Raw genomic sequence first — 16160 nt, 5'->3', positions numbered from 1 at the left:
CGCGCCATCCTGGCCGGGGCGGATAGTTTGCACCGTATCGATGCGGAGGCGTTCGCCGCCTGAGCGGGGCGCCTTCCGAGCTGAAGAGGGTTGGACCATGAGCAAATTCGTCAGTGCCTGGCGGATACGGGATTTTGCGCCTGGCGAAGGTGTGCCGGCCGGCGCCATGGCGGGCGAGGGAGAGGGCTGGATTCCGGCCTCCGCGCCCGGCGACAGCTATCGCGCGCTGATCGAGGCCGGGCGCCTCGCCGATCCCTATGTCGGGCGGAATGAGGCGGAGGCCGCCTGGGTGCGCGATCGCGAATGGTGGTGGCACGCGCGGGTGGAGGTCGGCGCGGACGACGAACTGGTGTTCGATGGCCTCGACACCTTCGCCGACATCCATCTGGGCGGGGTGCTGCTCGGCAGCGCCGACAACATGTTCCGCAGCTGGCGCTTCGATCTCTCCGGGCGCGCGCCCGGTACGCACGACCTGGCGATCTGCTTCCACCCGACCGCGCTGAAGGTGGCCGGCGCGCCGCTTCCGGTCTGGCCCGTCTTCACCGACCGGATCAGCCGCTCGCGCCGTACCCTGATGCGCAAGGCGCAGTTCGGCTGGGGCTGGGACTGGGGACCCGACCTGCCGACCATCGGCATCTGGAAGCCGGTGCGGATCGAGCCCAGGGGCGCGACGCTCCGGAGCCTGAACTTCACCACCCATGCCATTGCGGGCGCGGCGGAAGTCAGTATCGATCTCGTGCTCTCCGAACCCGCCGACATCGCCGTCGAGCTGCTCGACCCCCAGGGCGTTTCCGTCGCCCGCGCGGCCCGCCATGGCTCGGGCCGTGTCGCGATGGCCGTGCCCGATCCCCAGCTCTGGTGGACCGCGGATCTCGGTGCCCAGCCGCTCTACACTCTGGTCGCCAGCATCGGCGGCCGGACGATCCGGCACCGCGTCGGCATCCGCACGATCGCGATCGACCAGTCCCCCGATCCCGACGAGCCGGGCACCAGTTTCTTCCGCTTCGTCCTCAACGGTGTCCCGATCTTCGCCAGGGGCGCCAATTGGGTGCCCGCCAGCTCTTTCGTCGGGGCGATTCCGGACGCGACCTATCGCGACCTGCTCGAGCGCGCGGCCGGCGCCAACATGAACATGATCCGCGTCTGGGGTGGCGGCATCTACGAGCACGACATCTTCTATGCGGAGTGCGACCGGCTTGGCCTGCTGGTGTGGCAGGACTTCATGTTCGCCTGCGCGCCCTATCCCGACGACGACCCCGTCTTTGTCGAGAATGTCCGCGCCGAAGTGAGCGAGCAGGTATCGCGCCTGCGCCATCATGCCTGCCTGGCGCTCTGGTGCGGCAACAACGAGAACCAGGGCATCCAGTTCTTCGCCGACCATGCCACCGGCACCGCCACTCCGCTTGCCGGCCTGAAATTCTACGACGAGCTGATCCCGGGGATCCTCGCCGATCTCGACTCCGCGACGCCCTATTGGCCGGGCAGCCCCTGGGGCGGGCCCAGCCCCAATTCGATGCGCGGCGGCGACGTGCACAACTGGACGGTGTGGCACGGCATCCCGCTGGTGCCGGACACCGAGGCGGTGGGCGGCAACGACAGCTCGCCCGAGGGCGTCGCCTTCACCCGCTATGCCGAGGACATGGCCCGCTTCGTCAGCGAGTTCGGCATCCAGGGCGCGCCGGACATCGGTACGCTCGCGCGCTGGATGGCGCCCGGGGACCTGGTGCTCGGCAGCCAGGGCTTTCTCGAGCGGATCAAGGATGTGGCCGACAAGGCCAGCGCGATGATGGTGCCGGTCACCGGCCTGCCCGCGACGCTGCGGGACTATGTCGACTTCACCATGCTCACTCAGGCCGAGGGGCTGAAATTCGGCATCGAGCATTATCGCCGCCGCAAGCCGCATTGCTCGGGCGCGCTGATCTGGCAGCACAATGATTGCTGGCCCTGTGTGAGCTGGAGCCTGATCGACCATGACGGCGTCGCCAAATCGGCCTGGTACGCCACGCGCCGCGCCTTTGCGCCGGTGCTGGCCTCCTTCCGGCGCGAGGGCGACATGGCCGAGCTCTGGATCACCAACGACACGCTCGCGCCGCTTTGCGACAGCGCGACGATCCAGCTCGCGTCGCTGGAGGGCGGCGCCGAATGGACCGAGCGGCTCGCGTTCGAAGTGCCGGCCAATGCCAGCCGCCGCATCTGGCGCGGCACTGCGCGGGATGCCGCGGATCGCGTCCTCCTCGTGCGAAGCGCGGCCTTTGCGCCCAACCGGCTGTTGCTGGCGGCGGTCAAGGACCTGGCGCTGGCCCGCGATCCGGGGTTGCGCGTGGACCATGTGCGAGCCGGCGCTGCGCTGCGCGTCACGCTCTCCGCCGAACGCTATGCGCTGGCCGTCCAGCTGCGCTCCGAGGATCCCGAGCTGCGCTTCAGCGACAATCATTTCGACCTGGCCGGCGGCGAGCAATGCGTCGTCACGGTCACCCGCAACGGCGGCGGCGAGGTGCGGCGCGAGGCGATCGAAGCGACCAGCTGGAACGGGCGCGCCTGATGGAGCGGGTGGCCCCGGAGCAGGTCGGCCTCACCGCCGGCGGGCTCGATGCCGTGGATGCCGCGGTGCAGGCACGGATCGACCAGGGCGTCGTCGCGGGCGCGGTCACGCTCACGCTCCGCCATGGCAGGATCGCGCGCATCCGCAACCTGGGGCTCGACGATATCGAGGCCGGCACGCCGCTCGCGGAGGACATGATCTTCCGCATCTTCTCGATGACCAAGCCGATCACCGCGACGGCGATGATGATCCTGCACGACGAGGGCCTGTGGCGCCCGGAGGACCCGATTGCCCGCCATCTTCCCGAACTGGCCGATCTCCAGGTGCTCGTGGGGGAGGATGGCCGCGCCGCGCCCGATCACCCGCCGACCATGGCCGAGCTGATGACGCATCGCGCCGGCTTCGCCTATGGCCTGCCGCTCGGCGAGCCGAAGGACCGGATCGAAGCGCTCTACCGGCAGGCGGCCATCCTCTCGGCGCCCGGCCTGGACGAGATGGTCGCGCGGCTGGCGACGGTGCCGCTCGCGCATCAGCCCGGCACCTTGTGGCGCTACAGCCTGTCGATGGATGTGCAGGGCGCGATCATCGCGCGGCTGAGCGGCCAGGGCCTGGCCGATTTCATGCGCACGCGCATCTTCGAGCCGCTGGGCATGGCCGACACCGCATTCTTCGTGCCGCCGGAAAAGCGCCACCGCCTCGCCAGCCTCTATTTCAAGCCGCTGGACGGCCCGCTGGAAAAGCTCGCCGCCAATCCGATGCGGCCGGATCCGGACAGCGAGCCCGGCCTCGCCATGGCTGGGGCCGGGCTCTACGCGACGGCCCTGGACTATGCCCGCTATGCCCAGATGCTGCTGAACGGCGGCACGCTGGACGGGCGCCGGATCGTCAGCGCCGCGGGGGTGCGCGCGCAGATGACCAACCGCTTGCCCGACGCCTTGCTCGAGACCCGCTTCGTCGCCGGGCACCAGCGGTTCCGGCCCGGCTTCGGCTATGGCTATAACGGCGTGGTCTTCACCGATCCCGAACGTGCCGGCGTGCCGGTGGGGCGCGGCACCTATCATTGGGACGGTGCCGCGGGCACCTGGTTCTGGGTCGATCCCGAGAATGATCTCGCGTTCGTGGGGATGATCCAGCTGCTGTCCTATGGCGCGCCACCGCTGCAGGAGATCACCCAGACGCTGATGGCGGCGGCGATCGGCGCTTCCTGACCGAGCGGGTGGCGCCGCGCCGTCGGTCCTTGTAAGCAGGGGCATAATTTGCCCAATCGGACCGGCTCCCCCTTTCGTGTGAGGAGCCGATGAGCGTTTTCAAATTTGTCCAGCCAACGGGCATAATTTGTCCGCTCTCTCGGACGGGATTTACGAAAACTTGTCCAAGTTAATGCGTAATAGCTCGCTCGAAGCAAAAGGCATGCAGCGCAGATTTTCTTCGAGGTGGCGCGTGGCGCGCGACGCTTTCAAGTTGCGATGAACCGCGGCCCAACCACCATTCGTTCAGGTGGAGATTTCGAGCGCCGGCGATTGGCGATCAGTTCATCGGCGTCAGGTGATGTTGAGGGGCCGCTAATTAGATGGTGCCTCTCAAGAAAATCCGCGAGAGAATAGTGATGGCAAGGACGTTCCCGTCCTTCGGTTACATTTCGGACATCCCTAAAGCGGACGAGCCCGTGGGCCCGCAGGTGGCGGTTTGCTGCGACGTTGAATGGTTCGCTGCGGTCAGGCCAAAGCTCGTCGAGCAAAACCTTGACGCTGTTCGACACCACAAATGCGTCCAATGCGAGCACTCGAGCAACTCGATGAGCGTTTGAGAAGCTCCGAGCGGTCGCCAGCGGAAGATAGAGATCGGTCAACCGAGGCGCTGGCCTAAGCCGGATGTCCTGCGTGGCTCGGCGGTCTGTGCCGATTGCTGGTCATTCCCGACGGCGAGGTCGGCGCACCGCGCAAGATCGCGTTCCTGGTCGCATTCGCGTGGCTGGCACTTTCCATTGTCATCCATAATCGCTCCCGCCCTTCGCTCGGGAGTATTCCGGCGTTCAGCCCCCTCGCACCAAAGGCGGTCGTTTATGGGTTCACGGCCTAACTATGAAGCCGGACCAGTCATCGCGGGCAGTCCACTGTCCGGCGTTGACTTGGCCAGGTAGCATGAAACATTGTCGTAATGCTTAGTTCATTCTAAGTAATAAATAGATGATATGTCGGATTTTATTCATTATCGTCTCAGAATTGTAATGAGCGCGACCTAGTCTTTGATTCACGGAAATTGGGGCGCCGTAACATCATAATATTCTTGACGGGCACGACGAGCCTCTGGGGAGTCAGTCGCCGCTTCGTCATGCTCGCTTTCGATAGAATTCTTATGGGGCATGTTTGCCCGGAACGGTCATTTCGTACCCGGCTCTTTCAGGGCGGGGTGATCCGTGCGCCTCATGGGTCATGCTGAAGCGACCTGACAGAAGAGGGGGTATTTTTGAACAAGCATCGTCTTCTGGTATCTTGTTGCGTGATGGCGTTGCTCGAAGTGACGCCTGCGGCATCCTCTGCGGATAATCATACATACACATATGATGCGCTTGGTCGCCTGATCGGAGTATCGATCACCGGCGGCCCGGATGCCGGCATCAACACGGCGACGTGTTTCGATGCCGCCGGAAATCGGACGCAATATTCGACCGGAGTCGGCGTTGTGCCCTGCGGGTCCGGCGGCGCGCCCATAGGGACGCCGACGCCGACGCCCACACCTGTCCCTACGCCGACGCCCACCCCCGCCCAGCCTGCGCTCTGGTCCGCCACCTTGACCAGTGGGAGTTTCGGTACCTGCGATGATAATGGCTGCACCGACTGGTTTGGCTATTATCCCGGCTGGTCGATGGGCGCGCTGAGCAACACCAACTTCAACGGAAATACCGTGCAGATGGTAAAGTATCAGAGTGGTGAGCTTGACCTTTACATGGCGGGGCCATCCGCGCCCCCACCCAATTCAGGATGGACGTCCATCTACGTTCCCGGCATCGGCCTGCTGACGCGATCATCGGCAATGTACATGGTGAACGGTAAATCTGGCATCTGGATCTGGGGAACCTACAACCAGATAAGCTCCGGGACCATCTCCATCTATTGATTCTACGCGCGATGCGCGGCTCACGCGCGTGATCGAACGGCTGCGCCAATCAATCTCAGGCAAATAGAATAGGAAGAACCATGCCGGTCAACGTATCGCCTGGGTCCAGCTTCTCATTTCGTGGGAAGCGCTTCTACCGGGCTTTCATCTCCATGCACGCTCTCGTGCTCGGGCTGATCGCTTTGCCCACTGCCGTGCGCGCCCAGTCCAGCGACAGTATGGGATTGCCGCCCAAGACGTATAATATCGACGAGAACGGCGTCGATGTCATCCGCGGAACATATTCGCATCCGGAGACGAACGTCAGCATCGGCGATGATGAGCACGGATTTGCCGACAAGCGGTTGGGCGGGGCCAGCCTGCTTCCCGCCATGGGCATGAACCTGATCAGCCACACCGGCATATATCAGATGCAGCCTGACCCGCTCGGCACGATCGGCATCGGAGTCGACGGCAAGCTCGATGCGTTCGTGCCGTCCCCGGCATATGAATATGGCGATCCCATACCGACGACCTATGTCTCGGCAGGTCACAATGGCTCCAGCCTGACACTCTCGCCGCGCCAGCCGGACGGCACGACTTTCTATACCTACACCGCGCGCGACGGCACGGTCGTGCACGCGTTCTCGTCCTCCCCAACGGGGCACGAGATGCTCGGTGTCGTGACGGATGTGACCAGGCCGGACGGGTTCCAGAAGAAATACACCTACACCAAGATCCCACTATGCAACCCCATGCAGCTTCACAGCAACAATGGCGTTAATACGTGTGGAGAACTGGTCGGCTACGAATATCGTCACGATAAGATCGAGAATTCTGCAAATTATAAGGTCATATTCAACTGGTTAAATCAAAATGGTGTGCCGCCAAATATTAGTAACTTTGAGGGCCCTGGTATAAATCAGGTTGTGACCATGGTGAATTCTGCCGTGGATTCATGCGACAACTTGTGTGGCATCACGCCAACTAGGCCCGGCCTCGGCTATGACGTCAATATCGATGTCGATTCAAGCGGCTATAATGATACCATCAATATTACCGATTCGCTGGGAAGGCGCAATCGGTTCTACATAGCTCATCCCGAGAATTACTGTGACAGGACGAGCCTGGATGACATGAATAAGATGATGTACCTGGCTGTGGTGCATCCGGGGCAGTCGAGCCCCTCTGTGGTTGTCTGCCAATGGGGAACATACTACGTCACGAGTACCGTCAACGTGCTGGATACATTGTCCGGTAAAGCCAAGTCGGTAATCATCGGCAATAGTAAGTATGAATACACTTATTCCGATGTTCTGGATAATGGAACTTACAGCAGTAACCCATGGAATGTTGTAAGAACGACGACGGTAATTGGCGCCAATGGATATCATAAGATCTATATAGGCAGCTGGTCTACCGGAACCCTATACTCGGTCACCGACTCGAATGGGGCCAAGACTTCGTTCTCATATGATGCCTATAACAGGATGATCTCCCGGCAGAACCCGGATGGCGACCGCTGGACGTATAGCTATGACGGCAGAGGGAATCTCCTGGAGGCCCGCCATATCTCCAAGACGCCCGGCACGCCTGGGGATATCGTCTACACTGCGGTGTATCCGGCGAGTTGCATGTCGGTCGCGACCTGCAACAAGCCCGTGCAGAACATCGACCCGCGCGGCGGCGTTACGGACTTCGAATATGACGCGGTCACCGGCCAGACGACGCGCATTCTCGGGCCGGCCGATGCCCATGGCGTACGTCCGGAATCCCGGTTCAGCTATGTCCGCGTGAACGGTGTGAGCATGCTGGCGACGAAATCGGCCTGCCAGAGCATCGCGAACTGCTTTGGGACCGCGGACGAAGTGCGGACGGACTATGCGTACAACGCCAACCTCCTGGTTACCAGCGAGACCGTCTCGCTCGGCAACGGCACCGTCCTCAAGGCCACGTCGTTCGCCTATGACGCGATAGGCAACAAGATCTCCGAGGACGGCCCCCTGCCGGGTCCGGCTGATACCACGCGCTATCTATATGATGCCGCGCGCCAGCGCATCGGCGAAATCCGGCCGCCCGCCGCCGATCAGGACGGCGTCGTGCGCGCGTTCGCCAAACGGCTTTCCTATACCAGCTTCGGCAAGCTGCAATTGTCGGAAACCGGCACGACCACCGGTCAGGACGATGCTGCATGGCAGGCCTTCGTCCCGCTGACTTCGACGCGGACGGTATTCGGATCCGACGAGCGCAAGGCGATCGACTACAAGCAGGACGCGGCCGGCAATGCGCTGACAGCCACGCAATATAGTTATGACAGCAATGGCTGGCTGTCCTGCATCGCGGAGCGGATGAACCCGGATGGCTATGCGTCGCTGCCGGCGGATGCCTGTACCCTGGGCCCGGTCGGGAGCTTCGGCACCGATCGGATCACGAAGAGCATCTATGACGGCGATGGAAATCTCGTCCAGACTCGCAGGGGTTTCGGTACGACGCTCGAACAGGCTTACGTCACGTACAGCTATACGCCCGGCGGCAAGCAGGAATATATCATCGACGCGAACGGAAACCGCGCGAAGATGGAATATGATGGCTTCGGCCGCGCCGAGCGCTGGATATTCCCGGGGCCGAATGCTCCGACCGCCTTCAACGCATCGACCGTCGCGACGGCCCTGTCCAGCGCGGGCTCGATCAACACGAGCGATTACGAAGCCTATGGCTATGACGCAAACGGCAACCGCAAGAGCCTGAGGAAGCGTGACGGCAGCCTGATCACTTTCGACTATGACGCGCTCAATCGCATGACGGCGAAGGGCGGTGCGGCAGCCGCGACCAGCTTTGGCTACAACCTGCTGGGCTATCAGACCTCGGCCGTGTTCAATGCCAGCGGGCAGGGCATCTACAACAGCTATGACGGCCTCGGCCAGGTCACCCTTACGACATCGACCATGGGGGGCCATAGCCGCACCATCGGCCATGGCTACGACGCTGGCGGGGACTGGACCAGGATGACCTGGCCCGACGGCAATCAGGTCGATTATGTCCGTGACGGCCTGGGGCGGCTCGATCATGTCGCACTCAACAATTCCACGCTGCTGCTCCGCCCGCAGTTCAACGCCGCCGGGCAGATGTCACGCCTTTATCGTTACAGCGGCTCCGCATGGAGTGCGCCCACCACCTATGGGTATGATGGGGCGTCCAGGCTTTCATCCCAGACCCACAGCTTCGGCGCACCCGGCTATAACCTCGCCACCAGTCTCGCCTATAATCCCGCCAGCCAGATCGTCGGAAATCTGCGGAACAACGACGCCTACGCCTGGACCGGATACACGCCGCTGAGCCGCGCCTACACCGTGAATGGCCTCAACCAATATGGCCAGGCGGGGGCCGTGACGTTTGGCTATGATCCGAACGGCAATCTCACCTCGGACAGCATCTATGCCTATGGCTATGATGCCGAAAACCACCTGACCTCGTCCTCCAACGGCGCAGTGTTGAGCTACGATCCGCTCGGGCGGCTGTGGCAGGTGGCCAGGGGCGGCGCGGTCACGCAGTTCCTGTATGACGGTGACCAGCTGGTAGCCGAATATGACGGGGCCGGGACGATGCTCCGCCGCTACGCCCATGGCGAAGGCGAGGACGATCCTCAACTCTGGTTCGAGGGGCCGGGCTTGTCGAGCCCACGCTATCTGTACAGCGACCATGAAGGCTCGATCGACGCCGTCACCGACATGAGCGGCACCTCGGTGAGCATCAACACCTATGACGAATATGGGATCCCCGGCGCGGCCAATCTCGGCCGGTTCCAATATACCGGCCAGGCCTGGCTGCCCGAGTTGGGCCTCTATTACTACAAGGCGCGCATGTATTCGCCGACCCTTGGCCGGTTCATGCAGACGGATCCCATTGGCTATGGCGACCAGATAAACCTGTATGCCTATGTCGGAAACGATCCGCTGAATGGCCGCGATCCATCGGGCGAGTGCGTCGGCGCGGTCGTGGGCGAACCGGTAGAGATCGTGGTTTGCGGGGAATTGGCCCTGGCCGCCACGATCAATCTGGTCGGCGGCCTATGGCTTGCGTCGCAGATGAAGCCGCCGTCCTTCACTCACGAAAAGAAGGTCACGCCTAAGCACAGCGCCACTGCGGCCGCTGCGCCGCCGCCCGATGATGACGACGGCAGGCCGGAGCGCATCACCAACCCGAAGCATCATCCCAATTCCTCCAGCCCCGAGCCTAAGAATGTGCGGGAACTGTATGCCCGGTCCTACGAGGACAAAAGCGGCGTGCGGTGGACCAAGGATGCCGATGGCGTGTACCATCGGTTCTCGCGGCCGAGCAACGGGCAGACCCATTGGAATGGCTCGACGGGAGGCACGAACCCCATCCAGATGAGGAATGTTCCCAATGAAGTTATCAAGCATTTTGCCAACCTATGACGACTAGAATTCTTACGGGTGACCGCACCGCGTTGGCGATAGAATCCTATGTCGACGAATTTATCGCCTCGCGCAGCCAGATGGGCATCGGCTATTTTCTGATCCATGCCGGCGGAAAACGATATGGCGTCGAAGACCCCCGGGCTTGCGCCATGGGTAGCTCCTATAGCGAAGTGCTGTCGCGGTTGCGCCGCGAAGGCGAGCATGTGCTCACCTTCGCCTCACGCATCGATGCGAGGGATCTTGCCATCCACGTCGTGAATCACATTTACGACCGGGGGTTTTCCGAGCCGGTGCTTCCCCCCGAGTGGAAGCAGGAAATCGATGCGCTACTCTATGCCAATGCGCTGATCTGGGCGCCGGACGGGGATGCCGCCTTCGATGACGGAAGTCACGTCCTGCAAATCGACGACGGAGACAAGGTGCGGATCATTGCCTTCGTGAACGCTGACACCCAAGGCGAGCTGGAAAGCAGCCTGGCCGACGTGACGACGGAGCGCGCGCGCTACTATGCGGTGCTGCGCGAATGGGCGCAGAAGTTCGAGCTGCAATGGATGAATTCGCACATCGAGACGGCTTAGAGTCCGTTTGAGAATGGCTTAGGCGACGGTGCGACTGTAGACGGTCGTGCGGTTGGTGGCGAAGGACGGAAGGATCACGTCATCGCGCCACATCTGGTTGAAGGCCGGCAGGGCTTCGAGACGCGCTATTGCCAAGTCGAAGCCGGGCAACTCTTCGTGGATGGTGCGCATCTGCTCGCCATCGCCTACGCCCGTCACGATGTCGCAGCAGACCAGATCAGTCGTGATCTCATCGAGTTTGTAGGCGACGACGGCGCTGATCTCGTCCAGGGAGACGGCATCGGTTCCTTTCGCCGTCACGATGGCGAAGACGCTCAACAATCGCGCGCCGCTCAGTCGGGTGCTGGCGGAGGCCGATGGCCTGGACCCTGGGGGCCTCGAATACAGGATGCCGGCCGCAGCTCCAATCTCGGTCGGTAGTCCAGCCAAGGCGCTTGGCCTTGCCCATCTGCTCAAAGGTCTCGGCGTCAGCCTTGCCTCCGACGCGCTCTGGCAGTCTCGCGAACTGGCGCTCGATCTGCTCGAACTCGATGCCAATGGCGACATTGCCGAATCCTAGGTTGTCGCACGCAATGCGAGTGCCGCCGACGACGTCGCAGCGCACGAAGCCGGTCTGCGCGACGATCTGCGGCCGCCGATCTCTGGGCGCATCGGGCCGAGCTCTTGCCCAATCTTGAATTCATTCCGAGGACGCGCGCGCAAATCGAAGGAATCCTCGCCGGCGATGCCCTTATCCTTGCCGAGCGAACCGAAATCTGAAGCGGAGCGGCCCGTCCACAATCGGATTGGGCCGCTTTCGACCTGGCTGCTACGCGCCCCAATATTGGTCGTTCGAACGATCCGCGAGCCATCCCCAAAGCCGTCGTTCGTTCAAGCGGTGGGTGGACGGCGGCTAATGGGTGGAAAGCGGACTGACAGCTTTGCCCCGGCGCGATAAGAACCTCAGATCATCGAAGGGTTGAAGTCGAGCTGATGGCAAAGCCCGAGTCCGTATACGTCCGTTTCGTTTGCTATCAGTTGGCGGAGTCACAGCGGCAGCGTCTTGGCCTGTTTCAGGCGTTGGATGAGGCTCGCGAATGTGACTTCGCGCCCCCTTGGGCCTTGGCTCAGATCGGCGAGATATATGGCTGGTTCAAAAAGAACCTAGCCGTCCCCGCACAATTCTCGCGGGGCGGGCGGAAAGGTCGCGGGCAACCAGGGCTCTCTTGGTTCAAGCCTGTCGCTGTCGAACACATACGCCAGATGCACCAACTAAAGCTCGCTCTGGAGGCGTGTGGCGTGCATGTGGATGTTCTTACGACCCGAGACCCCGGGCACATCATTTGGCAGGATCAGCACCAACTTGTGGCTGAGCCCGGGGCACGAAAATTCTAAGAGCGAATGTCCGGTAGTGGGGGGTGAGCTGCCCGACCGCTTTTGGATCGGCCCAGGCGCCGCTGGGCGGCTGAGAATGGGTGGAAAGCAGACCTAAGCCCAATCTCGATCAAGAAAGGTCCGCACCTCATGGAAGGCATCCTGCGCATCCTCCCAGAAGCCTGAAGGCTTTGTTGGAAGCTGCTCCCGCATTCCAGGCAGAACAGGTGCCGCGTCGGGCTCCGCCAAACGCGAGAGCCAGCGTTGCAGCGGCAACCCCGCTCTTCCTGCGCCACACAGGACACTCAGGGCATCCCAACCCACAAAGCCTTCATTCGCCTCCGCCAGATCGCGGGCAAGGGCCTGGCCGAACCACGCGTCGATGCATGCTTCGATCACTAACTGCTCATCCGCTGCCCATGTGCGCCACTTGCCTAGGGCCAGCTTGCCCAGTACGATCTCCGGATCGTTGGCGTTGCCTGGATCGGATACCGACACCTCCAGAATGCGGGGCAACAGATACCTGAAATCCTGTTTGCCTCCGACCGTCAGGAACGCTCCCGACACACAGCGCCAAAGGGCACGACCGCTAATCTCCCGCAACGGGGTCGTGAGCAGGACATCCGTTCCGCGCGTATCGATGCAGCAGGGACAGCCGGTGATCGTCGAGGGAGGTCGCATCGCGAAGATGCGATAGACGGCTTCCAGCGCTTCGGTTACGCCACTCGCCGGTTGAGCTGACGGCCTATCGTTCATGGCACCAAGCCATGCCCCGCGCAGCAGTTGGACGCAATGCGGCGCAGGTTGAACCTCCGCTATTGAGCTACCGCCCGGCGGTTCTGGAACTCACGCGTCTCAGCCCGAGCGACAGAGATTGGGTGGGAAGCGGTCATTGTCGCCATGTCATCCGCGATGCTAACCAACGGTATGAACAAGAGCACTAGTCGCAGCCCCGATTTAGATCGGTTCTTGCTCGCCCTCGACACGTGGGCCGAGAATGGTCGCGTGGCTTCAGTGACTTGCGACCAATGCAACCATATCATTCGCTTCCGCCAAGAGGGAACGGCGACGTGGCACGAGTGCGATTGCGGCAAGTTCAGTGGGGTGTTGCGCGGCCTTTAGCCAAAAGTCTGCAAGTAGGGCGCTAGCTGCTGTTCGGCGCGGACCAGCGGCGAATGGCAGCTATCGAGATTGCCGGGCCAAGAGCGGACTGGCCGCTAGCGGCCCAAAAGCGGCGGACATGGCCGCGAGTAGACAAACCGCTCCAACTTGAATGAAGGTCTGCCCCCGAGGGATGGGCAACACTGCTAAGTACAGCAACCGGCGCAACCCAGCCGGGTCCGTTCTAACGCAGAATTCGGATGACCGATGGGTTCGCTGAGTCGAGCACGCAGATCCGGCGATTCCCCATGACAAAAGATTGAATTCTCATGACAAAAGATTGAGCGTGACCTGTGCGGCGCAATGTGAAGTTAGAATCGATGGCTTCCCGACCAGTCCTAGAGGTCGCATGCGAGGTGCTTCGGACAACTTGTGATCCGGAATTGGACTTTTTATGCCCGGGAATAGGACAAATTGCGCCCCTGCTTACACGGTCCTTCAGGCCGCCACCGCCGCGTCGCTGGCCAGCTTGTCGGCGCGCTCATTGTCGGGATGGCCGGCATGGCCCTTCACCCACACCCATTCCACCCGGTGGGGCTTGGCCGCGGCGAGCAGCTCCTGCCAGAGATCGGCATTCTTCACCGGCTTCTTGTCGGCGGTCTTCCAGCCGTTCTTCAGCCAGCCATGGATCCACTTGGTCAGGCCGTCCAGCACATAGCGGCTGTCGGTCGACAGCGTGACGCGGCAGGGGCGCTTGAGCGCGCTCAGCCCCTGGATCGCCGCCATCAGCTCCATGCGGTTGTTGGTGGTGTGCTTCTCGCCGCCGGAGAGCTCCTTCTCGACGCCGCCCATGCGCAGCACCACGCCCCAGCCGCCCTTGCCCGGGTTGCCCTTGCACGCGCCATCGGTGGCGATCTCGACATGTTGCAATTCCATCAGGCGAGCGTCCTTAGCCGGCTCCCCAGGTCGCTGTCATAGGTTTTCACGCGGCGCCAGAAGGCCAGCGGATCCTTGCGCGTCACCAGCGCGTCCATCGGCGTGTTGAGCCAGTCCCAGGCGCGCGACAGCGTGAAGCGGATGCACGCGCCGGTCGCCAGCACCGGGAATTCCAGCTGCTCCAGGTCGCTCAGCGGGAAGCTCCGCGAATAGCCCTGGATCAGCGCATCGCCCACCGCCTTGTCGTGCGCGCGGCCGCCGGCGTCGAACGACCAGGCAGCGTGCATCACGGCGAGATCATAGACGCGGATGTCGGTGCAGGCGAAATAGAAGTCGATCAGGCCGGTCACCCGATTGCCGAGCATCAGGACATTGTCGGGGAAAAGATCGGCATGGATCGCGCAGCGGTCCATATGGTCGCCGGGCCATGCGGAGCGGACGTCGTCGAGGGCGAAACCGATATCGTCGTAGAGGCCGGGCGCGATCTCGTCGAGGCTGCGGCCGCAGCGCTCGAACAAGGGCAGCCAGGTGCCGAAGCCCATCGAGTTGGGCCGGTCGAGCGGGAAGTCGGCGGCGGCGGCGTGCATCCTGCCCATCGCCTCGGCGGCGGCATGCGCCTGGGCCGGCGTCGGGTGCGACACGGAGACGCCGGACAGGAACTGGATCAGGCAGGCCGGCCGCCCCTCCAGCTCGTGGATCAGCGTGCCGTCGCGATCGGGCACCGCGGGCGGCACGGGCAGGCCCTTGGCCGCCAGATGCTCGAGCAGCGCCATGAAATAGGGCAGGTCGCCGGCGGCGACGCGCTTCTCGTAGAGCGTCAGGATGAAGCGGCTCTTCGTCGTGTCGACCAGATAGTTGGAATTCTCCACGCCCTCGGCGATGCCCTTGGCCGAGACGAGCTCGCCGACGTCGAACCTGTCGAGGAACGCGCTCAGCGCCTCCGCCGAAACCTGCGTATAGACTGCCACATTTCCCCCTTCGTCATCCCCGCGGACGGGGCGACCCATCTCCTGCCGGCGCCCCGTGCACAACCGCAGTTGTGCTTGGGGCGTGCATCAGGCCGCTTCCAGCCCGCGCGGCAGCTTGAAGGTGACGTTCTCGGGCACCGTCTCGACTTCGCGCTCGCTCACTTCGAAGCGCTCGGAGAGCTTGTCGACCAGCTCGCGGACCAGCAGCTCGGGGGCCGAGGCGCCCGCGCTCACGCCGACCGTGCCGACCCCGGCGAGCCAGTCCCAGTCCACATCCTCCGCGCGCTGGATCAGATGGGCGGTGGTGCCCTGCCGCTCGGCCACCTCGACGAGGCGGAGCGAGTTGGACGAGTTCAGGCCGCCGATGATCAGCATCAGGTCGACCGACGAGGCGATGGCCTTCACCGCGCCCTGGCGGTTGGTGGTCGCGTAGCAGATGTCGTTCGGGCCGGGCGCCAGTATGTCCGGGAAGCGGCGCTGGAGCACCGCCAGCGTCGCCGCCGTGTCGTCTACCGACAGCGTGGTCTGGGTCAGGAAGGCGAGGTTGCCGGGATCGGAGACCCGCACGCCCTCGGCATCGGCGGGGGTTTCCACCAGCGTCATCGACCCCATGGGCACCTGGCCGAAGGTGCCGATCACTTCGGGATGGCCGGCATGGCCGATGAACAATATGTGCCGCCCGGCGGCGACCAGCCGCTCGGCCTGGCGATGGACCTTGGAGACGAGCGGGCAGGTGGCGTCGAGATATTCGAGCCCGCGCTCCTCCGCCTTGGCGGGCACCGCCTTGGGCACGCCATGCGCCGAGAACACCACCGGCACGTCGTCGGGCACCTGGTCGAGCTCCTCGACGAAGATCGCGCCCTTGGCCTTCAGGCTGTCGACCACATATTTGTTGTGCACGATCTCGTGGCGCACATAGACGGGCGCGCCATATTTCTCGATCGCCAGCTCGACGATGCGAATGGCACGGTCGACTCCGGCGCAGAAGCCGCGGGGTGCTGCGATCAGCAGCTCGAGGAAGGGTTTTACAGGGTCTGCCATAGTTCCGCCTCGCACCTACGCGATTGCTTGCGCGGGCTCAACGCGGTTCCTATGGTGCGCGCCGTTTTGGACCCCATCTGGTCCCGTGTGTTTGAAAGGGTTTCCG

General features: G+C 63.0%; 11 protein-coding genes. 6 read left to right on the top strand and 5 right to left on the bottom strand.

Going from position 1 to position 16160, the window contains the following annotated elements; all coding sequences use genetic code 11:
• Positions 1-97: 97 nt before the first annotated feature.
• The 5 genes from OMP43_RS16405 to OMP43_RS16385 all read left to right on the top strand — a co-directional run bounded on the left by OMP43_RS16405 (position 98) and on the right by OMP43_RS16385 (position 10655).
• Positions 98-2542, top strand: coding sequence for a glycoside hydrolase family 2 protein (locus tag OMP43_RS16405; protein WP_280280600.1), 2445 nt, complete (start codon positions 98-100; stop codon positions 2540-2542).
• A complete protein-coding gene (locus OMP43_RS16400; protein WP_280280599.1) occupies positions 2542-3750 on the top strand; it encodes a serine hydrolase domain-containing protein in 1209 nt (402 codons plus the stop codon). The genes OMP43_RS16405 and OMP43_RS16400 overlap by 1 nt, the downstream gene beginning before the upstream one ends.
• 1258 nt (positions 3751-5008) lie before the next feature.
• The gene (locus tag OMP43_RS16395; RefSeq protein WP_280280598.1) at positions 5009-5659 is read left to right on the top strand and encodes a hypothetical protein; all 651 of its coding nucleotides are present in this window, start codon (positions 5009-5011) and stop codon (positions 5657-5659) included.
• 80 nt (positions 5660-5739) lie between these two features.
• A complete protein-coding gene (locus OMP43_RS16390; RefSeq protein ID WP_280280597.1) occupies positions 5740-10074 on the top strand; it encodes an RHS repeat-associated core domain-containing protein in 4335 nt (1444 codons plus the stop codon).
• A gap of 32 nt (positions 10075-10106) precedes the next feature.
• The gene (locus OMP43_RS16385) at positions 10107-10655 is read left to right on the top strand and encodes a hypothetical protein (RefSeq protein ID WP_280280596.1); all 549 of its coding nucleotides are present in this window, start codon (positions 10107-10109) and stop codon (positions 10653-10655) included.
• A gap of 18 nt (positions 10656-10673) precedes the next feature.
• Here OMP43_RS16385 and OMP43_RS16380 read toward each other — a convergent pair whose 3' ends face one another.
• On the bottom strand, positions 10674-10973 hold the full coding sequence (locus OMP43_RS16380) for a hypothetical protein (RefSeq protein ID WP_280280595.1): 300 nt from the start codon (positions 10971-10973) through the stop codon (positions 10674-10676).
• Between OMP43_RS16380 and OMP43_RS16375 the strand changes: the two genes are divergently transcribed.
• Entirely contained in the window at positions 10957-11214 is a 258-nt protein-coding gene (locus tag OMP43_RS16375; protein WP_280280594.1) for a hypothetical protein, read from the top strand. The genes OMP43_RS16380 and OMP43_RS16375 overlap by 17 nt on opposite strands.
• Before the next feature lie 908 nt (positions 11215-12122).
• Here OMP43_RS16375 and OMP43_RS16370 read toward each other — a convergent pair.
• From OMP43_RS16370 to ispH, 4 genes are all read right to left on the bottom strand, one after another.
• Positions 12123-12764, bottom strand: a complete 642-nt coding sequence (locus OMP43_RS16370; protein WP_280280593.1) for a hypothetical protein — start codon at positions 12762-12764, stop codon at positions 12123-12125.
• An 843-nt stretch (positions 12765-13607) separates the two neighbouring features.
• Positions 13608-14045 carry a ribonuclease HI gene (gene rnhA, locus OMP43_RS16365; RefSeq protein ID WP_280280592.1) on the bottom strand — a complete coding sequence of 146 codons (438 nt, stop codon included), beginning with the start codon at positions 14043-14045 and terminating at the stop codon, positions 13608-13610.
• Positions 14045-15013: a homoserine kinase gene (gene thrB / locus OMP43_RS16360; protein ID WP_280280591.1), complete on the bottom strand. Its 969-nt coding sequence runs from the start codon at positions 15011-15013 to the stop codon at positions 14045-14047. The genes rnhA and thrB overlap by 1 nt, the downstream gene beginning before the upstream one ends.
• Positions 15014-15100: 87 nt before the next feature.
• Positions 15101-16054 (bottom strand): 4-hydroxy-3-methylbut-2-enyl diphosphate reductase, encoded by a 954-nt coding sequence (gene ispH, locus OMP43_RS16355; RefSeq protein WP_280280590.1) that lies wholly within the window; start codon positions 16052-16054, stop codon positions 15101-15103.
• Positions 16055-16160: the final 106 nt, after the last annotated feature.

The organism is Sphingomonas sp. CBMAI 2297 (assembly GCF_029870595.1).
Classification (GTDB): domain Bacteria; phylum Pseudomonadota; class Alphaproteobacteria; order Sphingomonadales; family Sphingomonadaceae; genus Sphingomonas.
The sequence above is the reverse complement of the archived record's forward strand: the minus strand, read 5'-3'. Positions and strand labels throughout refer to the sequence as shown.

Coding starts and splice junctions, on each gene's coding strand:
- OMP43_RS16405 (WP_280280600.1), top strand. CDS start 98: ATGAGCAAATTCGTCAGTGCCTGGCGGATACGGGATTTTGCGCCTGGC.
- OMP43_RS16400 (WP_280280599.1), top strand. CDS start 2,542: ATGGAGCGGGTGGCCCCGGAGCAGGTCGGCCTCACCGCCGGCGGGCTC.
- OMP43_RS16390 (WP_280280597.1), top strand. CDS start 5,740: ATGCCGGTCAACGTATCGCCTGGGTCCAGCTTCTCATTTCGTGGGAAG.
- OMP43_RS16375 (WP_280280594.1), top strand. CDS start 10,957: ATGGCGAAGACGCTCAACAATCGCGCGCCGCTCAGTCGGGTGCTGGCG.
- OMP43_RS16370 (WP_280280593.1), bottom strand. CDS start 12,764: ATGAACGATAGGCCGTCAGCTCAACCGGCGAGTGGCGTAACCGAAGCG.
- rnhA (WP_280280592.1), bottom strand. CDS start 14,045: ATGGAATTGCAACATGTCGAGATCGCCACCGATGGCGCGTGCAAGGGC.
- ispH (WP_280280590.1), bottom strand. CDS start 16,054: ATGGCAGACCCTGTAAAACCCTTCCTCGAGCTGCTGATCGCAGCACCC.